This is a genomic window from Quadrisphaera sp. DVD1 (assembly GCF_058932755.1).
Window position 1 is genome coordinate 12,738 of sequence record NZ_JBZYWI010000014.1, and the last position, 21,973, is coordinate 34,710.

26 protein-coding genes and 1 tRNA gene are annotated in these 21,973 nt (G+C 75.6%); 17 read left to right on the top strand and 10 right to left on the bottom strand.

What is annotated here, in order from left to right; translation table 11 throughout:
* The first annotated feature begins 46 nt into the window (after window positions 1–46).
* Window positions 47–1,018 (top strand): magnesium and cobalt transport protein CorA, encoded by a 972-nt coding sequence (locus AC5FZL_RS02885; RefSeq protein ID WP_493617062.1) that lies wholly within the window; start codon window positions 47–49, stop codon window positions 1,016–1,018.
* Here the strand turns inward: AC5FZL_RS02885 and AC5FZL_RS02890 are convergent.
* The gene (locus AC5FZL_RS02890) at window positions 996–1,832 is read right to left on the bottom strand and encodes an undecaprenyl-diphosphate phosphatase (protein ID WP_493617063.1); all 837 of its coding nucleotides are present in this window, start codon (window positions 1,830–1,832) and stop codon (window positions 996–998) included. The genes AC5FZL_RS02885 and AC5FZL_RS02890 overlap by 23 nt on opposite strands.
* The gene (locus AC5FZL_RS02895) at window positions 1,829–2,944 is read right to left on the bottom strand and encodes an LLM class F420-dependent oxidoreductase (protein ID WP_493617064.1); all 1,116 of its coding nucleotides are present in this window, start codon (window positions 2,942–2,944) and stop codon (window positions 1,829–1,831) included. The genes AC5FZL_RS02890 and AC5FZL_RS02895 overlap by 4 nt, the downstream gene beginning before the upstream one ends.
* Before the next feature lie 63 nt (window positions 2,945–3,007).
* On the opposite strand from AC5FZL_RS02895, the gene AC5FZL_RS02900 reads away from it, so the two are divergent.
* Window positions 3,008–3,958, top strand: coding sequence for an aldo/keto reductase (locus tag AC5FZL_RS02900; protein ID WP_493617065.1), 951 nt, complete (start codon window positions 3,008–3,010; stop codon window positions 3,956–3,958).
* A 1-nt stretch (window position 3,959) separates the two neighbouring features.
* On the opposite strand, the gene AC5FZL_RS02905 is transcribed toward AC5FZL_RS02900, so the two are convergent.
* Window positions 3,960–4,304, bottom strand: a complete 345-nt coding sequence (locus AC5FZL_RS02905; protein ID WP_493617066.1) for a primosomal protein — start codon at window positions 4,302–4,304, stop codon at window positions 3,960–3,962.
* Between the two features lie 52 nt (window positions 4,305–4,356).
* Here AC5FZL_RS02905 and AC5FZL_RS02910 point away from each other — a divergent pair, with 52 nt between their 5' ends.
* The gene (locus AC5FZL_RS02910; RefSeq protein ID WP_493617067.1) at window positions 4,357–4,581 is read left to right on the top strand and encodes a DUF5703 family protein; all 225 of its coding nucleotides are present in this window, start codon (window positions 4,357–4,359) and stop codon (window positions 4,579–4,581) included.
* 28 nt (window positions 4,582–4,609) lie between these two features.
* On the opposite strand, the gene AC5FZL_RS02915 is transcribed toward AC5FZL_RS02910, so the two are convergent.
* Window positions 4,610–5,950 carry a M20/M25/M40 family metallo-hydrolase gene (locus AC5FZL_RS02915; protein WP_493617068.1) on the bottom strand — a complete coding sequence of 447 codons (1,341 nt, stop codon included), beginning with the start codon at window positions 5,948–5,950 and terminating at the stop codon, window positions 4,610–4,612.
* 112 nt (window positions 5,951–6,062) lie between these two features.
* Between AC5FZL_RS02915 and AC5FZL_RS02920 the strand changes: the two genes are divergently transcribed.
* The 3 genes from AC5FZL_RS02920 to AC5FZL_RS02930 all read left to right on the top strand — a co-directional run bounded on the left by AC5FZL_RS02920 (window position 6,063) and on the right by AC5FZL_RS02930 (window position 7,594).
* Window positions 6,063–6,151, top strand: a tRNA-Leu gene (locus AC5FZL_RS02920).
* Window positions 6,152–6,291: 140 nt separating this feature from the next.
* Window positions 6,292–6,525: a hypothetical protein gene (locus AC5FZL_RS02925; RefSeq protein ID WP_493617069.1), complete on the top strand. Its 234-nt coding sequence runs from the start codon at window positions 6,292–6,294 to the stop codon at window positions 6,523–6,525.
* 109 nt (window positions 6,526–6,634) lie between these two features.
* Window positions 6,635–7,594 carry a proline iminopeptidase-family hydrolase gene (locus AC5FZL_RS02930; RefSeq protein ID WP_493617070.1) on the top strand — a complete coding sequence of 320 codons (960 nt, stop codon included), beginning with the start codon at window positions 6,635–6,637 and terminating at the stop codon, window positions 7,592–7,594.
* A 382-nt stretch (window positions 7,595–7,976) separates the two neighbouring features.
* Here AC5FZL_RS02930 and AC5FZL_RS02935 read toward each other — a convergent pair whose 3' ends face one another.
* Complete coding sequence (locus tag AC5FZL_RS02935; protein WP_493617071.1) at window positions 7,977–8,570, bottom strand: VanZ family protein; 594 nt, start codon at window positions 8,568–8,570, stop codon at window positions 7,977–7,979.
* Window positions 8,571–8,965: 395 nt separating this feature from the next.
* Between AC5FZL_RS02935 and AC5FZL_RS02940 the strand changes: the two genes are divergently transcribed.
* The 7 genes from AC5FZL_RS02940 to AC5FZL_RS02970 all read left to right on the top strand — a co-directional run bounded on the left by AC5FZL_RS02940 (window position 8,966) and on the right by AC5FZL_RS02970 (window position 14,938).
* Entirely contained in the window at window positions 8,966–9,295 is a 330-nt protein-coding gene (locus tag AC5FZL_RS02940; RefSeq protein ID WP_493617072.1) for an ArsR/SmtB family transcription factor, read from the top strand.
* The gene (locus AC5FZL_RS02945; protein ID WP_493617073.1) at window positions 9,295–10,053 is read left to right on the top strand and encodes a cation efflux transmembrane domain-containing protein; all 759 of its coding nucleotides are present in this window, start codon (window positions 9,295–9,297) and stop codon (window positions 10,051–10,053) included. Before AC5FZL_RS02940 ends, AC5FZL_RS02945 begins: the two co-directional genes overlap by 1 nt.
* Window positions 10,050–10,862, top strand: a complete 813-nt coding sequence (locus AC5FZL_RS02950) for a M15 family metallopeptidase (protein WP_493617074.1) — start codon at window positions 10,050–10,052, stop codon at window positions 10,860–10,862. Before AC5FZL_RS02945 ends, AC5FZL_RS02950 begins: the two co-directional genes overlap by 4 nt.
* Window positions 10,863–10,930: 68 nt before the next feature.
* The gene (locus tag AC5FZL_RS02955; RefSeq protein WP_493617075.1) at window positions 10,931–12,211 is read left to right on the top strand and encodes a YibE/F family protein; all 1,281 of its coding nucleotides are present in this window, start codon (window positions 10,931–10,933) and stop codon (window positions 12,209–12,211) included.
* 42 nt (window positions 12,212–12,253) lie between these two features.
* A complete protein-coding gene (locus AC5FZL_RS02960) occupies window positions 12,254–12,811 on the top strand; it encodes a TetR/AcrR family transcriptional regulator (RefSeq protein WP_493617076.1) in 558 nt (185 codons plus the stop codon).
* Window positions 12,812–12,923: 112 nt separating this feature from the next.
* Window positions 12,924–13,958 (top strand): SDR family NAD(P)-dependent oxidoreductase, encoded by a 1,035-nt coding sequence (locus AC5FZL_RS02965; protein WP_493617077.1) that lies wholly within the window; start codon window positions 12,924–12,926, stop codon window positions 13,956–13,958.
* The gene (locus AC5FZL_RS02970) at window positions 13,955–14,938 is read left to right on the top strand and encodes an alpha/beta hydrolase (protein WP_493617078.1); all 984 of its coding nucleotides are present in this window, start codon (window positions 13,955–13,957) and stop codon (window positions 14,936–14,938) included. The genes AC5FZL_RS02965 and AC5FZL_RS02970 overlap by 4 nt, the downstream gene beginning before the upstream one ends.
* Before the next feature lie 8 nt (window positions 14,939–14,946).
* Here AC5FZL_RS02970 and AC5FZL_RS02975 read toward each other — a convergent pair whose 3' ends face one another.
* Window positions 14,947–15,177 (bottom strand): hypothetical protein, encoded by a 231-nt coding sequence (locus tag AC5FZL_RS02975; RefSeq protein ID WP_493617079.1) that lies wholly within the window; start codon window positions 15,175–15,177, stop codon window positions 14,947–14,949.
* Between the two features lie 242 nt (window positions 15,178–15,419).
* Here AC5FZL_RS02975 and AC5FZL_RS02980 point away from each other — a divergent pair, with 242 nt between their 5' ends.
* Complete coding sequence (locus AC5FZL_RS02980) at window positions 15,420–16,760, top strand: alkaline phosphatase (RefSeq protein WP_493617080.1); 1,341 nt, start codon at window positions 15,420–15,422, stop codon at window positions 16,758–16,760.
* Window positions 16,761–16,853: 93 nt separating this feature from the next.
* On the opposite strand, the gene AC5FZL_RS02985 is transcribed toward AC5FZL_RS02980, so the two are convergent.
* Complete coding sequence (locus AC5FZL_RS02985; protein WP_493617081.1) at window positions 16,854–17,018, bottom strand: hypothetical protein; 165 nt, start codon at window positions 17,016–17,018, stop codon at window positions 16,854–16,856.
* A gap of 112 nt (window positions 17,019–17,130) precedes the next feature.
* Here AC5FZL_RS02985 and AC5FZL_RS02990 point away from each other — a divergent pair, with 112 nt between their 5' ends.
* Both AC5FZL_RS02990 and AC5FZL_RS02995 read left to right on the top strand, forming a co-directional pair.
* Window positions 17,131–18,594, top strand: a complete 1,464-nt coding sequence (locus AC5FZL_RS02990) for a protein adenylyltransferase SelO (RefSeq protein ID WP_493617082.1) — start codon at window positions 17,131–17,133, stop codon at window positions 18,592–18,594.
* Window positions 18,595–18,698: 104 nt separating this feature from the next.
* Window positions 18,699–18,845 carry a hypothetical protein gene (locus AC5FZL_RS02995; RefSeq protein WP_493617083.1) on the top strand — a complete coding sequence of 49 codons (147 nt, stop codon included), beginning with the start codon at window positions 18,699–18,701 and terminating at the stop codon, window positions 18,843–18,845.
* Between the two features lie 19 nt (window positions 18,846–18,864).
* Here the strand turns inward: AC5FZL_RS02995 and AC5FZL_RS03000 are convergent, their stop codons facing one another.
* Window positions 18,865–19,137: a hypothetical protein gene (locus AC5FZL_RS03000; RefSeq protein WP_493617084.1), complete on the bottom strand. Its 273-nt coding sequence runs from the start codon at window positions 19,135–19,137 to the stop codon at window positions 18,865–18,867.
* A 135-nt stretch (window positions 19,138–19,272) separates the two neighbouring features.
* Window positions 19,273–20,124: an SDR family oxidoreductase gene (locus AC5FZL_RS03005; protein ID WP_493617085.1), complete on the bottom strand. Its 852-nt coding sequence runs from the start codon at window positions 20,122–20,124 to the stop codon at window positions 19,273–19,275.
* A 109-nt stretch (window positions 20,125–20,233) separates the two neighbouring features.
* On the opposite strand from AC5FZL_RS03005, the gene AC5FZL_RS03010 reads away from it, so the two are divergent.
* Window positions 20,234–21,298, top strand: coding sequence for an LLM class flavin-dependent oxidoreductase (locus AC5FZL_RS03010; RefSeq protein ID WP_493617086.1), 1,065 nt, complete (start codon window positions 20,234–20,236; stop codon window positions 21,296–21,298).
* 6 nt (window positions 21,299–21,304) lie between these two features.
* Here the strand turns inward: AC5FZL_RS03010 and AC5FZL_RS03015 are convergent.
* Window positions 21,305–21,973: universal stress protein (locus tag AC5FZL_RS03015; protein WP_493617087.1), on the bottom strand; the 669-nt coding region annotated here is incomplete at its 5' end.

Here is a 21,973-nt window from a genome sequence, read left to right on the forward strand (position 1 = left end):
CACCCTAGGGACCGGCCCCGCACCCGCGGCCCGGCAGGATGGGGGCGTGATCGTGGGGACGTGGGTGTGGGACGGCGACGGGCACCACCGGGTGGAGGACTGGCCGGCGGCGCTGGACGACCGCAGGGCCGCCGAGCGGGGGCTGGTCTGGGTGGGGCTGGACGACCCCGAGCCCGGGGAGCTGAAGCAGCTGGCCGGCGTGCTCGACCTGCACCCCCTGGCCGTGGAGGACGCCGAGCACGGCGGCCAGCGCCCGAAGGTCGACCGCTACGAGGACTCCCTCCTCGTCGTCCTGCGCCCGCTGGACTACGACCCGGCGCACGACCAGGTCGAGACCCGCGAGCTGACCCTCTTCGTCGGCCCGCACTACGTCGTCAGCGTCCGCCGCGGCGGCCACACGCCGCTGCAGGACGTGCGCTACGCGCTGGACGCCGGCCCGGTGGAGCTGCGCGCGAGCCCGGTCGGCGCCCTGCACGGCGTCCTCGACCACGTGGTGGACCACTACGTGGAGATCGCCGGCGCCCTGGCCGACGACCTCGACCAGATCGAGGACCGCGTCTTCGCCGGGGCCCAGGACGCCGATGCCACCGCCATCTACGCGCTCAAGCGGGAGGTGCAGGAGGCGCGCCGGGCGATGGCGCCGCTCATCGCGCCGCTCACCGCGCTGGCGGGGGGCGGGGTGCCGCAGGTCCCGGCGGACGCCCGGCCCTTCTTCGCCGACGTGCTCGACCACCTGGTGCGCGCCAGCGAGGCCGTCGAGGGCTACGAGCGCTCGTTGACCGACGTCCTCAACGTGCACCTGGCGCAGGTCGGCGTCCAGCAGAACGACGACAACCGCAAGATCTCCGCGTGGGCGGCGATCGGGCTGGTGCCCACGGTGGTCGGCGGCATCTACGGCATGAACTTCGAGCACATGCCCGAGCTGGGGTGGTCCTTCGGCTACCCGGCGGCCCTGGCGGTCATCGCAGGCTCGTGCCTGGGCCTGCACCGGGCGTTCAAGCGCTCGGGCTGGCTGTGAGCACCCCCGTGCCCAGCAGGGCGTACAGCAGCACGGCGAGCGCGATCCGGTAGAGGACGAACGGCCTGAAGTCGTGGGTGCTCACGTAGCGCAGCAGCCACGCGATGACGGCGTAGCCGACGGCGCCGGCGACCACGGTGGCCAGCGCCGTCGGCCCCCAGGCCACGGCGTCCGGGCCGTCGAGGGCCTTGGCGACCTGCAGGCCCCCGGAGCCGACGACGGCGGGGATCGCCAGGAGGAAGGAGTACCGGGCGGCGGCCTCGCGGGTGTAGCCCATGAGCAGCCCGGCGGCGATCGTGCCGCCCGAGCGCGAGACGCCGGGAACGAGGGCGAGGGCCTGGGCGAAGCCGAACAGGACGCCGTCGCGCCAGCTGAGCTCGTCCAGGGTCTTCGTGGCGCGGGCGCGGCGGTCGGCGACGTGGATGACGATCGCGAAGACCCAGAGCATCGTCGCGGTCACCCACAGGCTGCGCACGGCCGGGCCCTCGATGGCGTCCTGGAAGACGTAGCCGATCACCCCGATCGGCAGCGAGCCGAGGATCACCAGCCAGCCCATCCGCACGTCGGGGTGGCTCTGCGGCAGCCGCCGGCGCAGCCCGAGGTACCAGGCGCCGATGATCCGCAGGATGTCGTTGCGGAAGTAGACGAGCACGGCGGCCTCGGTGCCGAGCTGGGTGATGGCGGTGAACGCCGCGCCGGGGTCGTCGTTGCCGATGAGCTGCCCGACGATGCTGATGTGGGCGCTGGAGGAGATCGGCAGGAACTCGGTCAGCCCCTGCACCAGCCCCAGGACGAGGGCGTCGAGCCAGCTCACGAGGCCACCCCCGCGGCGTCCAGGGCGACCGCGGCGGCGCGCAGGCCGGCCAGGCGCTCCTCGAGCGTGGCGCCCATCGGCGCCACCGACAGCGTGCTCACCCCGACCTCGGCGTAGGCGGCCATCCGCTCGCGCAGCAGGGCCGGGGGCCCGACCAGGCACGTCGCGTCGACGAACCCCTGGGGCACCGCCGCGGCGGCCTCCCGGTGCCGTCCTGCCAGGAAGTGCTCCTGCACCGCTGCCGCCTCGCTCTCGTAGCCCATCCGGGCCGCCAGCTGGTTGTAGAAGTTCGCCCGGCGCGAGCCCATGCCGCCCAGGTACAGCGCCGCGTGCGCGCGCACCGGGCCGCTGGCCTCCGCGCGCGCCCGCGCCCCGGCTGCACCTCCAGCGCCGGGCGCGTCGTCGGTGACGAGCAGCGGCACGGTGGGCGCGACGTCGACCGGGGCGCTCAGCGCCGAGCGCTCGCGCCCGCGGGCCAGGGCCGCGAGGGAGTCGCCGCTGTGCTCGGGGCTGAAGAAGACCGGCAGCCAGCCGTCGGCGACCTCACCGGCCAGCTCGACGTTCTTCGGCCCGACCGCGGCCAGGTAGATGGGCAGGTCCGCGCGCGGCGGCTGCACCGACAGGCGCAGCGGGACGCCGGGCCCGTCGGGCAGCGGCAGCTGCAGGTGGGTGCCGGCGTAGGCGAGCGGGGCGCGGGTCAGGGCGAGGCGGACGACGTCCACGTACTCGCGGGTGCGCGCCAGCGGAGCGTCGAAGCGCACCCCGTGCCAGCCCTCGGAGACCTGCGGGCCCGAGACGCCCAGGCCGAGGCGGAACCGGGAGCCGGACAGCGCGTCGAGGGTCGCCGCCGTCATCGCCGTCGTGGCGGCGCTGCGCGCGGGCACCTGCATCACGGCGCTGCCGAGGTCGATCTCGGTGGTCTGGGCGGCCAGCCACGCCAGGACGGTGACGGCGTCGGAGCCGTAGGCCTCGCTGGCCCACACCACGGCGTACCCGAGGTCCTCCGCGGTCCGGGCCGTGGCCAGCGCCTCGGCCGCCCCGGAGGCGACGTCGGCGCCCACCCGCCCCGGCGAGGAGGTGCTCCAGTAGCCCAGGCCCGCTCCGAGTCGCACGAGCGACCACCCTAGGTGCCCATGTGGCCTCCTGGATCGAGATCGCGCCGGTAGCCTGCGGAGGTGGAGGAGCGGTACGTCGGACGGTCGGGCCTGCGGGTCTCGCGCCTGGGTCTGGGCACCCTGTGCTGGGGCCACGACACGGACGAGCACGACGCCCGCGACCAGCTGCGCCTCTTCGTCGAGGCCGGGGGCACGCTCGTGGACACCGCGGACTCCTACGGCGACGGCACCTCCGAGGAGGTGCTGGGCTCCCTGCTCGGGGAGGTCGTGGACCGCTCCGACCTGGTGATCACCACCAAGGCCGGGCTCGGGCGGGACGTCGCCGCCGGCGGGCCGCTGCGCCCGGACGCCTCCGCCCGCTCGATGCTCATGGCCCTGGACCGCTCGCTGGCCCGCCTGGGCACCGACCACGTCGACCTGTGGCTGGCCCACGCCTGGGACGCCGCCGTGCCGGTGGAGGAGACGCTGCGCGCGCTGCAGGCCGCCGTGACCACCGGGCGGGCGCGCTACGTCGGCGTCGCCGACCACGCGGGCTGGCAGCTGGCCACCGCCGCCGCCGGTGCCGTGCGCACCGGCGTGCCGCTGGTGGCCGCGGCCGCCGAGCTGTCGCTGCTGCAGCGCAGCGCCGAGGCCGAGCTGGTGCCGGCCGCCACCCACCACGGCGTCGGGGTGCTGGCCTGGGCGCCGCTGGCCCGCGGCGTGCTCACCGGCAAGTACCGCGCCGGGCTGCCTGCGGACTCCCGAGCCGCCTCCCAGCAGATGGCCCGCTGGGTGGCCCCGTACCTCGGCGCCGAGCACCGCCGGGTGGTGCAGGCGGTGGCCACCGCCGCCGACGGGCTCGGCGTCGCCCCCCTGGAGGTGGCGCTGTCCTGGGTCCTCGGCCGCCCGGGGGTGGTGTCCGCGCTCGTCGGCACGCGCACCGCCGGGCAGCTCAAGGCGGTCCTCGCCGGCGAGGACCTCGTCCTGCCGCCGGAGATCCGCGCGGCGCTGGACGACGTCTCCGCCCGCTGACCTACAGCCGGGTGCCGGGCCCGGGGAGCTCGTCGTCGTCGAGGTCGTCCTCCGCGTCGTCGGGCTCGGTGTCGCCCTCCTCGGCGTCCTCGTCCTCGGCGTCCTCGTCGTCGTCCTCGTCGTCGTCGTCGTCCTCGTCCTCGACGTCCTCGTAGAGGACGAACGGGGTGACCTCGTCGTGGGCGTCGTAGAGCGCCTCGTCGTAGGACTCGAAGGCGTCGGACAGGGCGGCGTAGGCGGCCTCGACGCCGGGGTCCTGCTCACCGCGGCGGCGCTGGGCCGCGGCCAGGTGCGCCTCCAGGGCGGCCACGAGTCGGTCGAGAGCAGCGCGCGGGTCAGTGGCCATGCCGCAGACGGTAGCGGGCCAGTCCAGCCGAACGCAGGCATCATGGGGGGCGATGGACAGCACGCGCACGACCCAGGCCCCCCGACCCGCGACGCAGTACGAGTACCGCACGATCACCATGCCCCGAGGCACCTCCCGCGGCGACGCCCGCAAGCTGCTCACCGAGCACGCCGAGTACGGCCACTGGGAGCTCGCGCGCGTCCGCCTCTACCTCGGCGGCGCCCGTCAGGTGCAGCTGCGGCGACGCATCATGCGGGTCGAGCGCTCCACCTTCTGACCGCGGCGCCTCCCCGCTCCCGGCCCGCTCAGCAGGTGCGCAGGAACCGGTCGAGCACTCGGGTGCCGAAGCGCAGCGCGTCGAGCGGCACGCGCTCGTCGACGCCGTGGAACAGGCCCGCGAAGTCCAGGTCGGCCGGCAGGCGCAGCGGCGCGAAGCCGTAGCCGGGGATGCCGAGGGCGTCGAAGCTCTTGTTGTCCGTGCCGCCGGAGAGGCAGTACGGCAGCACCTTCGCGCCGGGGTCCTCGGCCAGCAGCGCGTCGACCATCCGGTCGACCAGCGGCACCTCGAACGGGGCCTCGAGGGCGACGTCGCGGTGGACGACCTCCACGGCCACGTGCTCCCCCGCGAGCTCGCGGACGGTCGCCATGAGCGTCTCCTCGTGACCGGGCAGGAAGCGGGCGTCGAGCAGGGCCGTGGCCGTGCCGGGGATGACGTTCTGCTTGTAGCCGGCCTCGAGCAGCGTCGGGTTGGCCGTGTCGCGCAGGGTGGCCCCGACCCAGCGGGCCGTCGTCCCCAGGTGGGCCAGCAGGGCGTCGGGGTCGGACGGGTCGAACTCGACGCCGGTGATCTCGGTGACGCCGTCGAGGAACGCCCGCACCGTCGGGGTGAGCTCCAGCGGCCAGTCGTGGCCGCCGATCCGCGCCACCGCCTCGCACAGCCGGGTGACGGCGTTGTCGTCGTTGACCTGGGAGCCGTGGCCGGCGCGCCCGGCGGCGACCAGGCGCAGCCAGGCGATGCCCTTCTCGGCGGTCTGCAGGAGGTAGCAGCGCTGGTCGGCGACCTCCACGGAGAACCCGCCGACCTCGCTGACGGCGGCGGTGACGCCCTCGAACAGCTCCGGGTGGCGCTCGACCAGCCAGTGCGCGCCCTGCACGCCGCCGGCCTCCTCGTCGGCGAGGAAGGCGAAGACGAGGTCGCGCGGGGGACGCCGCCCGCTGCGCACGCCGTCGCGCAGCACCGCGAGCATCATGGCGTCCATCCCCTTCATGTCCACCGCGCCGCGGCCCCACAGGCAGTCGTCGACGACCTCGCCGGCGAAGGGGTCGACGCTCCAGTCGGCGGCCCGGGCGGGGACGACGTCCAGGTGGCCGTGCACGAGCAGCGCGCCGCGCTCGGCGGTGCCGCGCTCCTCACCCTCGATGCGGACGACGACGCTCGCGCGCCCGCGCTGGCTCTCGAAGAGCTGGGGGGCCAGGCCCACCTCGGTGATCAGCCCCATGACGTGCTCGGCGGCGGCCCGCTCCCCCGGCCCGGACCCGTCGCCGTAGTTGGAGGTGTCGATGCGCAGGAGGTCGCGGCACAGGTCGACGACCTCGCGCTCGGCGGCGGACTCGGTGCTGGCCGTGGCGGCGGGGGGCTGGGTCACCCGGTCACGCTAACCAGGCGGAGCCGCACCGACGAGGCGGCACCGCCCCCTGGGTCACTGATCCACCCGCCGCAGCCGGCGGTCCGGCGGGTGGTAATCTTCCTCCGCACTCGTCCGGGTGGCGGAATAGGCAGACGCGCTAGCTTGAGGTGCTAGTTCCCTTTACCGGGAGTGGGGGTTCAAGTCCCCCTCCGGACACCAGATCACTGGCTGAGCCAGCGACGACAGGGCGCCCACGACGTGGGCGCCCTGTCGTCATCCTCGGGCCGCCTCCTCCGCTCGACGACGGACCCGTGGTGACGGGGTGGCGTCGGCGGGCAGGACAGCGCATCCTGCCGGGCGTGGAGGGGCGGCGCGTCACCGTCGACGGGCAGGACTCCTGGGTCCACGACGGGCAGTTCGGCGGGGTGGGCTTCGACTGGCATAACGGCGAGGACGCTGGTCACGGCTTCAGCTCCTCGTGGTCCAGCGCGCGGTCTCCGACAGCGGAGGAGCTGCAGGCGTCCATCCGCACCTTCCTCGCCCAGGTGGACCCGGTGACCGGCTGCATCGAGGACGAGGACACGGCTCGGTAGGGACGGGCCGGGGAGATGAGAGGGGACGGTCACCGAGGACGGCGCGGTGGGGACCCCTGCCGGTGCGCCGCTCGAGCGTCAACCGCTGGAGCGCGGGTAGGGGCGCAGCATGACGAGCGCGCCTCCACCGTCCTACTTCGACACCTCCGGCTGGGAGCCGCGGGACGTCCTCTCCGGCGGTTCCCGTCTGGTCCCGATCGAGACGGCCAGCGGCACCTTCCGGGTGTGGACGAAGCGGGTCGGGACCAACCCCGACCTCAAGGTCCTGCTGCTGCACGGCGGGCCGGGCGCCACCGACGAGCTCTACGAGTGCTTCGACGTCTGGTTCCCCGGCGCCGGCATCGAGTACTACTACTACGACCAGCTGGGCTCGTTCCGCAGCGACCAGCCCGACGACGACTCGCTGTGGACGATCGAGCGGTTCGTCGACGAGGTCGAGCAGGTCCGGCAGGCGCTCGGCCTGGACCGCAGCAACTTCGTGCTGCTCGGCCAGTCGTGGGGCGGCATGCTCGCCCTGGAGTACGCCGTGCACCACCAGCAGAACCTCAAGGGGCTCGTCATCTCGAACATGATGTCGAGCTCGCGGTCGTACAACGACTACGCCGAGGACGTCCTCATGCCGGCGATGGACCAGGACGTGCTGGCGGAGATCAAGCGGTTCGAGGCCGAGGGCAGGACGGACGACCCGCGCTACGAGCAGCTGCTCATGGAGCACCACTACGCGCTGCACGTGTGCCGGCTGCCCCTGGACGAGTGGCCCGACCCGGTCGTCCGGTCGCTCGGCCACATCAACTCCAAGATCTACGTGCCGATGCAGGGCCCGAGCGAGCTCGGGCTGTCGGGGACGCTCGAGGGCTGGGACCGTTCGGCGGACCTCGCGAGCATCGGCGTCCCGACGCTGACCATCGGCGCCGCCCACGACACGATGGACCCCGAGCACATGCGGTGGATGGCCGAGCAGCTGCCCGAGGGCCGGCACCTGCACTGCCCGAACGGGAGCCACCTCTCGCAGTTCGACGACCCCGAGCACTACTTCCCCGGGCTCATCGACTTCCTGCGGTCCCTGTGAGGCCCCTCCCCCGGCGCACCGGCACCGGCCGTCGGCCCGGTGCGTCGGGGGGCCACCAGCCCTAGGTCGCGGGCGGTGGAGCTCGCACACCTCGGCACGCCGGTCGGGCCGATGCGCCGCGTGCACGGCGGGTCCGCCCATCGCGTGCACCGGCTCGACACCGACCAGGGGTCGTTCGCGGTGAAGGAGCTGGACCTCGACGACCGCCGCCGGGCCTCTCCCGTCGAGGACGTGCTCAGGCTCGAGCGGGCGGCCTTCGCCGCCGGCATCCCGATGCCGGAGCCGATCCCGGCCAGCCACCACACCCTCGTCCACCGGTGGGTCGAGGGCGAGGAGGTGCCCGAAGCGCCGGTGCCGCCGGCGTCCGCGTCCGCGGTCGCCGTCAGAGGCTCGCGCGGGCTGGCTGCGCCTTCGTCGCGTCGTGGGGCGGCACCGGCCAGGTCGCGGCGGCGGCCAGGCGGGCCAGGGCCGGCACCCGCAGGGCGACGCGGAAGAGGCCGTACCCGATCGGGGTGCCGAGGGTGTTGGCCAGCAGGTCGTTGACGTCGGCGATGTGGCCGCCCTGCCCCGTGGTGGCGTTGACGAACTGGACCACCTCCATGGTCAGGCTGATCGAGAAGCCCCAGAGCAGGGCCCGGCGAGCTGAGCCGACGCGGGCGACGAGCGACAGGAGGAGCCCGAGGGGCACGAACACCACCACGTTCTGCAGCACGTCGGACCACTCCGTGCCGACGAGCGGGATGAGGTGGAGGTGCGTCCACCACGGCAGGTCGCTCGCGGCCCTGCCGAGGTAGATCGGGAAGAGGGTGTTCGCGACCACGCCGGCGCCGTACACGCACGTGGCGACGCTCACGAGGACGCGCGGGACGTTCAGGGCCGCGCGGCGGTGGAGCCGCCACAGCACGACGGCGAGGACCACCGCCGCCAGTGGGACGACGACGGGCAGCGCCGGGACCTCGTGGAGGGGGCTGGGCATCTCGTGGTCCTCGGTGCTCGACGGGCTGGGAGTGGTGGACGGGCACGGCGACCCGTGGACGCCCGTCCGGGCCGGGACACGGCGGGCACCGCACCGTCCCACACCCCTCGGGCGGTGTCCGCGACGTCCGGACGAGCCCGACCTCGTGTCGGCGTCGGTCCGGAGGCCGCGCCACGCGGTGCGTCGTCTGGTCTCGCGGTGTGCGGACGCCGACCTGGCTCGAGGTGGCGCCCGAGGTGTTCGTGCGCGCCGACGAGCACCTCGACATCGACACCTGCGTGGTCCGCTGGCCAGCCAGGACGACGAGGGCGCCGCCGTCCCGTGAGCCGGCCAGCCACCGACGGCCGGCCAGTTCACCCGTGACTGGATCCATCGGTCCGTGTACCGTCTCGCCCGTGGAGACCCTCACGCACGGGCAGGTGCTGGCCCGCTTCGGCCAGGCGCTGTCCGACCCCACCCGCGCGCGGGTCCTGCTGGCCCTGCGGGAGGCGCCCGGCTACCCCGCCGAGCTGGCCGTCCTGCTCGGCGTCAGCCGCCAGAGCCTGTCCAACCACCTGGCGTGCCTGCGCGGCTGCGGCGTGGTGGTCGCCGTCCCCGAGGGCCGCCGGGTGCGCTACGAGCTCGCCGACGCAGCTCTCGGGCACGCCCTCGGCGACCTGCTGGGCGTCGTGCTCGCCGTGGACGCCGCCGCGTGCGCCGCTCCTGCTGCGGCGGAGTGCTGCTGATGCCCGCCGTGCCGCTGCCGCCGGCGCCGCTGCGGACCTCCGCGCCGACAGGCCCCCCGCCCCAGCGGCGGGCGGTGCTCGCGCGGCGCGTGCGCCTGCTCGTCGCGGCGACGATCACCTACAACGTCGTCGAGGGAGTCGTGGCCCTCGTCGCCGGGCACCGCGCCTCCTCCACCGCCCTGGTCGGCTTCGGCCTCGACTCCCTCGTCGAGGTCTCCTCGGCCGCCGCGGTCGCCTGGCAGTTCTCCGCCCCGGACGCCGAGGCGCGCGAGGCGCGCGAGGGCCGCGCCCTGCGCGCCATCGCGGTCTCCTTCTTCGCCCTGGCCGCCTTCGTGGGCGTCGACGCCGTGCGGTCCCTCCTCGGGGCGGCCGAGGCCTCGCCCAGCACCGTCGGCATCGTCCTCGCCGCCGCCAGCCTGGCCGTGATGCCGGGGCTGTCCCTCGCGCAGCGCCGCGCGGGGCGCGAGCTGCGGTCGGCCAGCGCGGTCGCCGACTCGAAGCAGACGCTGCTGTGCACGTACCTCTCCGCGGTGCTGCTCGTCGGGCTGGTCGTCAACGCCCTCTGGGGGTGGACCTGGGCCGACCCGGTCGCGGCGCTCGTCATCGCGGCCGTCGCCGTGCGCGAGGGCGTGCGGGCCTGGCGCGGGGAGGACTGCTGCTCCCCCGCCGCGGCCCTCGGCGGGACCGGCGCGGAGCCTGCCGAGGCGAGCGCCACGGACCCCGGCTGCACCCACGGGTGCTGCGGTCCGGCCCGATGAGGCGCCGCACCCCCGGGGAGATCGCCGCGCGCCGGCGCGCAGCGCTCCTGCTCGTGCTCCTCACCGCGTTCGCCGCGGTCGGAGCCCTGTTCGGGCGCGGCGCGCCCCCGGCAGGCACCACGGCATCGGGCACCCCGCGCGCCGCGAGCCTCGCCGCCGCCCCCTCGCCCGCCGCCCCCTCGCCCGCTGCTCCGTCGTTCGCCGCTCCGGCGTCCGTCGCCGCCCGCTCGACCACCGACCCGGCCAGCCCCTGGGTCGTGGTGAACAAGCAGCACCCCCTCCAGCCGGTCGACTACGAGCCGGCGTCCCTGACGCCGGTGGCGGGCGAGGAGGTCTCGACCCAGGTCGCCCCCGACCTGCAGGCGCTGCTGGCCGCCGCCGAGGCCGACGGCGTCCAGCTCACCGTCGTCAGCGGCTACCGCTCGTACGGCTACCAGGTCGGGGTGCACCGGCGCGCCGTCGCGGCCGAGGGGGTGGCCCGCGCAGAGAGCGTCTCGGCGCGGGCGGGCCACAGCGAGCACCAGACCGGCTTCGCCGTCGACCTCGGCGGTCGCAGCGATCCGGGGTGCGACCTGCAGGAGTGCTTCGGCACGACACCCGAGGGGACGTGGCTGGCCGGCCACGCGGCCTCGTACGGCTTCCTGCTGCGCTACACCGCGACGGACGGCGCGGTCACCGGGTACTCCCCCGAGCCGTGGCACTTCCGCTGGGTCGGCGCCGACCTGCTGCAGGCGATGGACGCCCGCGGGGTGCGCACGCTCGAGGAGTTCTTCGGCATCAGCGGAGGGCCGGTGTACGCCGGCGGCTGATCGGCTGCCGGGCTGCGCGTTGCGGCGAACGCCACCTGCGCCCCGCGCTGCTGGGTGAGCATGGCCCGGTGACTGCAGCACCGGTGGTGGGCCACCACCACGGGCACGGCGGGGGCCCCGCGGCCGACGGACGCGTCCGCGCCACCGGGCGGGCTCGCGGCACGGTGGTCGCGCTCGCCGTCCTGGCAGCGCTGGCGTCGTTCGTCGGCATGGCGCTGCTGTGGCCGCCGGCCGGCACCGTGGACCGCCTCCGCGCTGCGGCCGGCACGGGGTGGGCCGCGACGACGACGGAGCGGGCCACGGCGATCTCCACCCGGGACGCCACGTGCCCGGGCACGGCGCTGGACCAGCTGCCCGACGGCACGCTGCCGTCCGACGTCCTCTGCCCCGTGCTGCGGGCCCGCGTGGACACCGGCGAGGCGACCGGAGAGGTGGTCGACGTCCCGGTGCCCGCGCAGGTGGTGGACGCCGGGCTCGACGCCGGCGACGCGGTGCGGCTGGCGCGGTTCCCCGCCCTCGACGGAGCACCGGCCAGCTGGTCGTGGGTGGACTTCTCCCGCACCCGGCCCCTGGGCGTGCTCGTGGGCGCCTTCGTCGTGCTGACCGCCCTCGTGGGGCGGCGGCGGGGGCTGGCCGCCCTGGGCGGGATGGCGCTGGCCGGCGTCGTCCTGGCGGTGTTCCTCGTGCCCGCGCTGCTCGCCGGCCGCCCCCCGGTGCTCGTCTCCCTGAGCGGGTGCACCGCGATCATGTCCGTGGTCCTCTACGCCACGCACGGCTTCTCGCTGCGCACGGCAGCCGCCCACCTGGGCACCGTCGGCGGCCTGGTGCTCGTGGCGGTCACCGCCTGGGCCTCGGTCAGCGCCAGCCACCTGCAGGGGCTCAACGACGAGGACTCCGCCTACCTGGGCCAGCTCACCTCCGCGGACACCCTCTCCGGCCTGGTGCTGGCCGGCGTGGTCCTGGCCGGCGTCGGCGTGCTGAACGACGTGACGATCACGCAGGCCTCCGCCGTGTGGGAGGTGCGCGAGCACGTCCCCCACGCCGGGTTCCGGCTGCTGCTCCGCAGCGGCCTGCGCGTGGGGCGCGACCACCTCGCCTCGACCGTCTACACGGTCGCCTTCGCCTACGCCGGGGCGGCGCTGCCCACGCTCGTGCTCCTCCAGGTGGCCGACCCGTCGCTGCTCGACGCCGTGGGCAGCAGCGCGATCGCCGAGGAGGTCGTGCGCACCGCCGTGGGCGGGGCCTGCGTGGCCCTGGCCGTGCCGATCACCACGGCGATCGCCGCCGCGACGATGGCACGCGCCTCGGTCTCCCGGGTCTCGGCGGACGACCCGGTGCGCGCCGGGTGAGGCGCGCCCGGGTCGCGAGGCGCTGAGCCCTAACCTCGGTGCATGCCCCCCCAGCGCCGCTCGAGCACCGCGACCCGCGAGGCGATCCTCTCCGCCGCCGCCGGGATGTTCCGCGAGCGCGGCTTCGCCCGCTCGCCGGTGCGCGACATCGCGGCGGCCGCGCAGACCGACCCGGCGCTGGTCATTCGCCACTTCGGCAGCAAGGAGCTGCTCTTCCTCGAGACGATGCACCTGACGCTCGACGACGAGCCCCTGCTCGACGTCCCGCTCGAGGCCCTGGGCGAGCAGCTCGTCGCGCACCTGCTGACCCTGGACGAGCCACGCCGCGGGGTCGTCCAGGCCCTCGTGCGCGGCAGCAGCGAGCCGCAGATCGCCGAGCGCCTGCGGGCCACGCACGAGTCGGCCTTCGTCGAGCCGCTGCGCGCCCGGCTGGCCGGCCCGGACGCCGAGGTGCGGGCGCGGATGGCCGCCGCGGTGGTCGGGGGGCTGCTCTACGCGCTGTGGGTCGTCGGCGACGAGGTGCTGCTCGCCACCCCGACCGCCGACCTCGCCGTCCGCTACGGAGCCGTCCTCCAGCCGCTGCTCACCCCTCAGGGCTGATCCGCCCGGGGCGCTTGGTCAACATTGTTGACTCACCGGTCCCCGGAGTGCGACGGTGCTCTCGGAGGTGGCCGCACGCGCCGCCCGCACCCGCACCGCGGAGGGACGACTGATGGTTGCTGCGAGCAGGCCGCTGACGGCGAAGAGCTCGATCGGCGCGTGGCTGGCCCACCCCGAGGGCGGGCCCCTGGTCCGCCAGCTGCTGGCCGCGGCCGGCGCCGACGAGAGCTCCCTGGCCCCCGTGCGCGACCTGCCGCTGCAGCAGCTGGTGGTCATGAGCCAGGGCGCGATGCCGCAGTCCGTCGTCGACGACCTGGTGCTGCGCGCCAACGGCGGCGTGGCTCCCGCCGAGAGCGACGAGGACGCCGGCTGGACCGAGCGCGTGACCCCCGGTCGCTTCACCGGCAGGACGGTCGTCGTCACCGGGGCCGCATCGGGGATCGGCCGGGCCACCGCCTCGCGCATCGTGCGCGAGGGCGGCCGCGTGGTCGCCCTCGACCTCAGCGAGGGCCGCCTCGCCGAGCTCGCCAGCGACCTGCAGGCCGGCCCCGGGGAGGTCGTCCCGGTCGTCGGGGACATCACGCAGCAGGGCGACATCGACCGGGTCGTCGCGGCCGCCACCGCCGACGGGAACGGCATCGACGCGCTGGCCAACGTCGCCGGCATCAACGACGACTTCTCCCCCGCCCACGAGACCAGCGACGCGCTGTGGGACCGGGTCCTCGCCATCAACCTCACCGGCGCGTTCAAGCTGCTGCGCGCGGTGCTGCCCGTGATGCTCGACGCCGGCCGCGGCGCCGTGGTCAACGTCGCCTCCGAGGCCGGCCTGCGCGGCAACGCCTCCGGCAACGCCTACACGGTCTCCAAGCACGGCGTCATCGGCCTGACCCGCAGCGCGGCGTTCATGTACGGCCCCCAGGGCGTCCGCGTCAACGCCGTCGCCCCCGGCGGGGTCGCCACCGGCATCCCGATGTCCGCCACGCCCTCCGCGGCCGGCACCGCGCGGCTCGGCCCCTTCCAGGCGATGATCCCCACCATCGCCACGGCGGAGCAGCTCGCGGCCTCCATCACGTTCCTGCTCTCCGACGACGGCGTGAACGTCAACGGCGCCGTCCTCGCCTCCGACGGCGGCTGGTCCGTCCAGTGACCCCGCAGGACGTCGACCCCGGGCTGCGCCGGACGGCGCGCCTGTGGCGCCGGCTCACGCCCACGACAGCTGCGGGCTACCGGCGGCAGGCGGTGGTGCTGAACGCCCTCACCTCCCGGCGACGTCGCCCCGGGCCGCCCACGCGGCGCGTCCGCGGCGACGTCGAGGTCGCGCAGCACTGGACCGCCCGGCGCGACGGGCGTGCTCTGCGCCTGCTCGTCATCCGTCCTGCCGTGCCGCGCGCCCGGGTGCCCGGGGTGCTGTGGCTCCACGGCGGCGGCTACGCCATCGGCACCCCCGAGCAGAGCCGCGCGACCGCTGAGCGGCTGGTCGCGGCCACCGACTGCGTCGTCGTGCTGCCGGACTACCGGCTGTCGACCCAGGCCCCCTACCCGGCCGCGCTCGACGACAGCTACGACGCGCTGCTGTGGCTGCGCGACCACGCCGCCGAGCTCGGCGTCGCCGACGACCAGCTCGTCGTCGGCGGGGAGAGCGCCGGCGGCGGCCTGACCGCGGCCGTGACCCTGCTGGCCCGCGACCGCGGCGAGGTCGCCGTGGCGTTCCAGGTGCCGCTGTACCCGATGATCGACGACCGCCCCACGGCGTCCTCCCGCGACAACCACGCCCCGGTGTGGAACACCGCCACCAACGAGGGCGCCTGGGACCTCTACCTCGGCGACCTGCGCGGCGGCGAGGTGCCCGCCTGCGCCGCGCCGTCCCGCGCCACCGACCTGCACGGCCTGCCGCCGACGCTCACCTTCGTCGGCGACCTCGAGCCCTTCCACGACGAGGTCCTCGCCTACGTGGCCGCACTGCGGGACGCCGGTGTGCCGGTCACCTCCCGCGTCTTCCCGGGGGCGTTCCACGGCTTCGACCTCGTCGCCCCCTCGGCGCCGATCAGCAGGGAGGCCCGCGCCTTCCTCCTCGACGGCTTCCGGAGGGCCGTGGCCACCCACCGCGCCGCCCAGCCCGACCGCTGACGCCGCGGTCAGTCGCGCCGGCCGGGCTCCGGGGTTCGGAAGGGGACGTCCTCCGGCACCGTCCGCTCCACCTGCTCCTCGAGGCTCCCGCCCGGCTCGGCGTCGGTGACGTCGGGGTCCTCACCGGCGATCCCGAAGCCCTCGCTCGGCTCGGGGGCGCCCGCGCCCGCGTCGGCGGCGGGGATCCCGCGCTCCTCCTCGCCGGCGTGACCGGCGACGAACGGCTCCATCATCGACATGACTGCTCCCTTCCCCTCCGTCCCGGGGATGAACCGCGACGCCCGGGGGCAGCGGCGGAACAGCGGGTGAACACTTCCTCGCCCTGCCGAGCGCCGCGCTCGCGCCGGTCCGATCTGCCCGGTCTGCCACCTCCTGTCCGCTTCCCCTTCACCTGGACGGCCCTCGCGGCTCACGCTGTGTCCTCAGGTGGTTCTCAGGCTCGAAGCGTCCGACCGCCCGGGTCGGCGATGAAGGGACGACGATGTCGAACATCCGATCCACGGGCACCTCCCGCCTCGTTCCGCTGGGAGCGGCCGTCGCGGCCGCGGCCCTGGGGGTGGCGGTCCTGCAGCCAGCGGCGGCTGACTCCGGCGACGGTCACCGTCGAGGTCACCACGCGCGCAACGTCATCCTCGTGAACGGCGACGGCATGGCCGTCGCGCACCGCGAGGCCGCCCGCCTGCACCTCGAGGGCCTGGACGGCCAGCTGGCCATGGACAGCCTGCCGGTGGCGGGGCTGCAGACCACCAGCCCGCACGACCCGGAGGACACGGTCACCGACTCCGCCGCGGCGGCCACCACCTGGGCGACGGGCGAGAAGACCTACAACGGGTCGATCAGCATCGACGTCGACGGCGACGCCCTCACCCCGCTCGGCCTGGAGGCCCGGGAGGCGGGCAAGGCCACGGGCCTCGTGACCACGGCCCAGGTCACCGACGCCTCGCCGGCGGCGTTCTTCTCCAACAGCACCGACCGGTACCTCCAGGACGACATCGCGCGCCAGTACCTGGAGGTGACGCACCCGGACGTCATCCTCGGCGGCGGCGAGGACTACTGGCTGCCGGCCGGCGAGCCGGGCGCCTTCGAGGACGCCCCCGCCGACGACCCGGAGGAGGGCAGCCGCGGCGCCGAGGGCGACCTCGTCGAGCAGGCGCAGGACCAGGGCTACGAGTACGTCACGAGCGCCGAGGACCTCGCGGAGGCCGAGGGCGACAAGCTCCTCGGCCTGTTCGCCAACGAGGAGATGTTCCAGCAGCGCCCCGAGGGCCAGGGCGACGAGTACGACCCGCTCGTGCCGCTGCCGGAGATGACCGCCAAGGCGCTGGAGACGCTCGAGCGCGACGACGACGGGTTCTTCCTCCTCGTCGAGGAGGAGGCCACCGACGAGATGTCGCACAGCAACAACGCCGCGCTGGTGCTGACGGCGATGGAGCAGCTCGACGCCACGGTGGCCCTGCTCCAGGACTACGTCGCCGAGCACCCCGACACCCTGCTCATCGTCACCGGGGACCACGAGTGCGGCGGCCTGACCGTCGAGGAGGTCGACGCCGAGGACGAGAGCGGCCCCGGCGGGACCACCTACGAGGACGGCGAGGTCTCCGTCCCCGCTTCGTACGAGGAGGGCGAGTCCGGCGAGGACGGCCCCTTCTCCGTGGCCGGCAGCGACAAGCTGTTCGTCCTCGACTGGACGACGACCGGCCACACCAGCGCCCCCACCCCGGTCACCGCCTCCGGTCCGGGCAGCGAGGACCTGACGGGCGTCTACCCCAACACCCACCTGCACGAGGTGATGCGCGCGGCCCTGGTGGGGCACCACCGCTGACGCGGCCGAGGGCCGGAACGCCACAGGAGGCCTCGCCGTGGGGCGAGGCCTCCTGTGGTCGCGGCGGCGCCGAGCGGCGCCGGCGCGGTGCTGCTAGCGCTCGGTGCGCGAGGGCGTGCGCGGGCTCGGGATGAAGCCGGCGAGCACCTGGCGGCGAGCCCGGACCTCCGTGAGCAGGGCCGCGCTCTCGCGGTAGCGCCGGTCGATCTCGACCCAGCGCGCGACGGACTCCGGCGTCTCCAGCGTGATGCTCTCCATGCGGACCCTCCTCCCAGGTGGTGCGGACGAGCCTCTCATCGGCGCACTGCTCCGGATCCGAAGGACTTCTCGCCGCGGGCCGGCCGGCGGTTCCCGACGTAGCCTCGACGGGGTGAGCATCGCCCCGCCCCCGACCGTCTCCCTCGGCGACCGCTTCGCCCGCGAGCTGGGGGAGATGGCCCTGCCCTGGCGCGCGGAGGAGGCTCCCGACCCGCGGCTGCTCGTGCTCGACGACGCCCTCGCCGCCGAGCTGGGCCTCGACGCCGGCTGGCTGCGCACGCCCGACGGCGTGCGCCTGCTCGTCGGCGCCGCGGTGCCCGAGGGCGCCACCCCGGTGGCGCAGGCCTACGCGGGCCACCAGTTCGGCAGCTTCGTCCCGCGCCTGGGCGACGGGCGCGCGCTGCTGCTCGGGGAGCTCACCGACACCGGCGGCCACCTGCGCGACCTGCACCTCAAGGGCTCGGGCCGCACGCCGTTCGCGCGCGGCGGCGACGGGCTCGCCGCGGTCGGGCCCATGCTGCGCGAGCACGTCGTCAGCGCGGCGATGCACGCCCTCGGTGTCCCGACGACCCGCTCCCTCGCCGTGGTGGCGACCGGCCGGCAGGTGCGCCGCGAGACCCTCCTGCCCGGCGCGGTGCTCGCCCGGGTCGCCAGCAGCCACCTGCGGGTGGGCAGCTTCCAGTACGCCCGCGCCACCGGGGACGTCGACCTGCTGCGCCGCCTCGCCGACCACGCCATCGCCCGCCACCACCCCGGCGCAGCGGACGCCGAGCGCCCCGCCCTCGCGCTCTTTGAGGCCGTCGTGGCCGCGCAGGCCTCGCTCGTCGCGCGGTGGATGCTCCTCGGGTTCGTGCACGGCGTGATGAACACCGACAACACGACGATCTCCGGCGAGACCATCGACTACGGGCCCTGCGCCTTCCTCGACGCCTTCGACCCGGCCGCCGTCTACAGCTCCATCGACCACGGCGGGCGCTACGCCTACGCGAACCAGCCGGTGGTGGCCGAGTGGAACCTCGCGCGGCTGGCGGAGGCGCTCCTGCCGCTGATCTCCGACGACGGCGAGCAGGCGGTCGCCCTGGCGGTGGAGGCGCTCGGCGCCTTCCGCGGCCAGTACGGCGCCGCGTGGTCGGCGGGGATGCGGGCCAAGCTGGGCCTGCCCGACGCCCTCGACGACGCGGTCGTCTTCCCCCTCGTCGACGACCTCCTGGCGCTGGTGCAGGCGAACCACGTCGACCACACGTCGTTCTACCGCGGCCTGGGCGCCGCGGCCCGCGGCGACGCCGAGCCCGCGCGCGGGCCGTTCCTCGACCTCGCCGGGATCGACGCCTGGCTGCAGCGCTGGCGCGCGCTGGGGCCGGACGCCGAGGCGATGGACCGGGTGAACCCCGTCTACATCCCCCGCAACCACCTCGTCGAGGAGGCGCTCGGCGCCGCGACCGACGGCGACCTCGACCCGCTGCACCGGCTCATGGCCGCCGTGACCCGCCCCTTCGCCGAGCAGCCGGGGATGGAGCGCTACGCCGAGCCCGCGCCGCAGGACTTCGGCGCCTACCAGACCTTCTGCGGCACCTGAGCGGGCGCTCGGAGCCAGCGGCCGACCGGTCGTCGGCGCCGCACCTCCGTGGAGACCCCCGTGACCGCTCCCGCGCCCGTCCCCGTCGTCTTCGTCCACGGCCTGTGGCTGCACGCCCCGAGCTCGAGACCTTCCCCGACCGCGGCCACTCGATGGGGGCCGACTCCGGCTGGGCGGAGGTCGCCGAGACGGCGCTGGACTTCCTGGCGCGGCACGGCGCGGGCCGCACGACCGCGCCCGCCCGGGGCTGAGCAGACGCGGGCGCGCGGGTCAGACCGGCAGGAGGGGGACGTTCGCCGGCGAGGCGGCGTCCGGCCACGCGCTCCCGGTCGTGAAGGGCACGGTCAGCGCTGGCGAGGTCCCCCGGCCGGGCTCCACCGCCGGGGCGGGCAGGCTCGACGGCGCCAGGCGCAGGTGGTTCTGCGCCACGAGGGACGCCGGGACGTCGGCCGCGATGACGCCGACGCCGGCGAGGCCCGCGGCGGTCAGCGCCTGAGCGGTCCGGACGACGCGGCGTCGGGTGGCGGTGCTGGTCCTGCTCATCGGGTCTCCTCCGGGGACGAGGCGGTCGGTGACCGCCCTCGACGAGAAGTCCACCGCCGCTGCCCCGGGCGCCGCTGAGCGCCGCCTGTGACGACGCCATGAGGCCTCGCCCGGCTGCTGCCCTCCCCGGAGACCTCAGGCGAGGGCCGCGCGGACGGCGTCGGCCAGCGGGGTGGCGGGCCGGCCGAGCAGGCGGGCCAGGTCGTCGCGATCGGTCTCGAGCTCACCGCGGGCGATCGACTCGTCGAGCGCGGCGACGAACGCGGCGGTGCCGGCGTCCAGCCCCGCCTCCTGCAGCGCGGCGGCGTAGTCGGTCGGGGACAGGTCGCGGTAGACGACGCGCGTCCCGGTCACCTCGCTGACCGTCCGGGCCAGCTCGGCGAAGTCGAAGGCGGGGCCGCCGAGCTCGTGGACGCCCTCGACGCCCTCGAGCAGCGCGGCGGCGGCGGCCACGGCGTAGTCGGCGCGCGGCGCGGCCGAGACCCGGCCGGCCCCGGCGGCGCCGAGCACCTCGCCCCGCTCGAGGTACTGGGCGAGCTGGCCGGTGTAGTTCTCCGTGTACCAGCTGTTGCGCAGCACCGCCGAGGGCAGGCCGGAGGCGCGCAGCACCTCCTCGGTCGCCCTGTGCTCACCGGCGAGGGGGTTGGTGGTGGTGTCGGCGCGCAGGATGCTCGTGTAGACGACGTGCTCGACGCCGGCCGCCCGGGCCGCCTCGATCACGGCGGTGTGCTGGGCGACGCGCTGTCCGGGCTCGCTGCCCGAGACCAGCAGCAGGCGGCTGACGCCGGCCAGCGCGGCGGGCAGCGTCTCGGGGCGCGAGTAGTCGCCCTCGCGCACCTGCACGCCCTGCTCGGCGAGGTCGGCGGCCTTCGCCGGCGTCCGCACGACGGCGACGACGTCGCCGTCGGGCACGCCGCGGGCGAGCAGCTCCTGGACGGCGCGGCGGCCCAGGTGGCCGGTGGCCCCGGTGACGGCGTAGGTGGGCATGGGAGCTCCTCGGGGGGTGGGACGACCAGGCGGGTGCCCTGCGGAACCTCCGGGAACAGCCGGGCATTCCGCGGCGCTGGGCTGTCCAGACGAGCGGAGGTCGGTGGCGATGGACGTCGCGGGTGTGAGGAAGCGGATCGGGTTCCTGTCCTTCGGGCACTGGCAGCCGATCCCCGGGTCGCAGGTGCGCACGGCCCGCGACGTGCTCGTGCAGAGCGTCGAGCTCGCCGTGGCCGCCGAGGAGCTCGGGCTGGACGGCGCGTACTTCCGCGTCCACCACTTCGCCCGGCAGCTCTCCTCGCCGTTCCCGCTGCTGGCCGCCACCGCCGCCCGCACTTCGCGGATCGAGATCGGCACCGGCGTCATCGACATGCGCTACGAGAACCCCCTGTACATGGCCGAGGAGGCGGCGGCCACCGACCTGCTCAGCGACGGGCGGCTGCAGCTCGGCGTCAGCCGCGGGTCACCGGAGACGGCCCTGCGCGGCTCCGAGGCCTTCGGCCACGTCCCGCCCGCGGGCAGCACGGACGCCGACCTGGCCCGCGAGCACACCGCCCGCTTCCTCCACGCGGTCAGCGGGCGCACCGTCGTCGACGCCGACCCGCGGATGACCGGGGGCGCCAGCGGCCGGCTCGCCGTGCAGCCGCAGTCGCCGGGCCTGGCCGACCGCATCTGGTGGGGCTCGGGCACCCGCGCCACGGCGGTCTGGACCGCCGAGCAGGGCCTCAACCTCATGAGCTCGACGCTGCTCGTGGAGGACACCGGCGTGCCCTTCGACGAGCTGCAGGCCGAGCAGATCGCGCGCTACCGCGCCGCCTGGGCCGAGGCCGGCTGGCCCCGGGAGCCGCGGGTGTCGGTCAGCCGCAGCGTGCTGCCGATCGTCAGCGACCTCGACCGCTCGTACTTCGGCGACGACCGCGACAGCACCGACCAGGTCGGCGTCCTCGAGGGCGTGCGCGCCCGGTTCGGCAAGAGCTACGTGGGCGAGCCCGACGTCCTCGCCGAGGAGCTGGCGAAGGACGCCGCGGTGCGCGAGGCCGACACCCTGCTGCTGACGGTGCCGAACATGCTCGGCGTCGACTACAACGCCGCCCTGCTCGAGACGATCGCCGAGCACGTCGCGCCGGCGATCGGCTGGGCGCCGGCGAGCGCCGCCGGAGGCCCGCTCGCCTGAGGCGGGTCAGAGCGTGGTGCCGTCGACCGGGAGCTCCGGGCTGGGCACCACGGCCACCGGGCAGGCGACCGCGCGCACGACCGCGCGGCTGACCGAGCCGAGCCGCAGCCCGGCGAAGCCGCCGTGCCCGCGGGCGCCGACGACGACCAGTCCCGCGCCGTGCGAGGCGTCCGCGACGACCGCGCCCGGCGCCCCCTCGACCGCAGCACCGCTGACCTCCACCTGCGGGTGCAGCTCCCGCACGATGTCCACGGCGGCCGCGGTGGCCTGGTGGGCGAGGCTGCGCAGCATGGCCTGCGGCGTCGGGTACGGGTACGTGTGCGACCAGAAGGTCACCGCCCAGGCGTCGGCCGCGGTGAGGTGCCAGGTGGCGAGCACCCGCAGCGGGGCGCCGGCGCGCTCGGCGTGGTCGGCGGCGAAGCGGACCGCGGCCAGGGCCGCTGCCGACCCGTCGACGGCGACGACGACGGGCCGGTCCGGTCCGGCCGCGGTGTCGGCCGCGCCGGCGACCACGACCACGGGGCACGTGGCGTGGGCGGTGACGGCCAGGGCCACCGACCCCGGCTCGGCGCTGTCCGCCTGCGCGTGCCCGCGGGAGCCGACGACGACCAGCCCGGCGCCGGCGGAGGCCTCGACCAGCGCGCCCGCGGCGCCGCGGGCCACGGCCTCCGCGTG

Excerpts from the sequence above, each read along its gene's own strand:
- AC5FZL_RS02905 (WP_493617066.1), bottom strand. The coding sequence starts at position 4,304 with ATGGCCACTGACCCGCGCGCTGCTCTCGACCGACTCGTGGCCGCCCTG.
- AC5FZL_RS02910 (WP_493617067.1), top strand. The coding sequence starts at position 4,357 with ATGGACAGCACGCGCACGACCCAGGCCCCCCGACCCGCGACGCAGTAC.
- AC5FZL_RS02930 (WP_493617070.1), top strand. The coding sequence starts at position 6,635 with ATGACGAGCGCGCCTCCACCGTCCTACTTCGACACCTCCGGCTGGGAG.
- AC5FZL_RS02935 (WP_493617071.1), bottom strand. The coding sequence starts at position 8,570 with ATGCCCAGCCCCCTCCACGAGGTCCCGGCGCTGCCCGTCGTCGTCCCA.
- AC5FZL_RS02945 (WP_493617073.1), top strand. The coding sequence starts at position 9,295 with ATGCCCGCCGTGCCGCTGCCGCCGGCGCCGCTGCGGACCTCCGCGCCG.
- AC5FZL_RS02950 (WP_493617074.1), top strand. The coding sequence starts at position 10,050 with ATGAGGCGCCGCACCCCCGGGGAGATCGCCGCGCGCCGGCGCGCAGCG.
- AC5FZL_RS02960 (WP_493617076.1), top strand. The coding sequence starts at position 12,254 with ATGCCCCCCCAGCGCCGCTCGAGCACCGCGACCCGCGAGGCGATCCTC.
- AC5FZL_RS02965 (WP_493617077.1), top strand. The coding sequence starts at position 12,924 with ATGGTTGCTGCGAGCAGGCCGCTGACGGCGAAGAGCTCGATCGGCGCG.
- AC5FZL_RS02975 (WP_493617079.1), bottom strand. The coding sequence starts at position 15,177 with ATGTCGATGATGGAGCCGTTCGTCGCCGGTCACGCCGGCGAGGAGGAG.
- AC5FZL_RS02980 (WP_493617080.1), top strand. The coding sequence starts at position 15,420 with ATGTCGAACATCCGATCCACGGGCACCTCCCGCCTCGTTCCGCTGGGA.
- AC5FZL_RS02985 (WP_493617081.1), bottom strand. The coding sequence starts at position 17,018 with ATGGAGAGCATCACGCTGGAGACGCCGGAGTCCGTCGCGCGCTGGGTC.
- AC5FZL_RS03000 (WP_493617084.1), bottom strand. The coding sequence starts at position 19,137 with ATGAGCAGGACCAGCACCGCCACCCGACGCCGCGTCGTCCGGACCGCT.
- AC5FZL_RS03005 (WP_493617085.1), bottom strand. The coding sequence starts at position 20,124 with ATGCCCACCTACGCCGTCACCGGGGCCACCGGCCACCTGGGCCGCCGC.
- AC5FZL_RS03010 (WP_493617086.1), top strand. The coding sequence starts at position 20,234 with ATGGACGTCGCGGGTGTGAGGAAGCGGATCGGGTTCCTGTCCTTCGGG.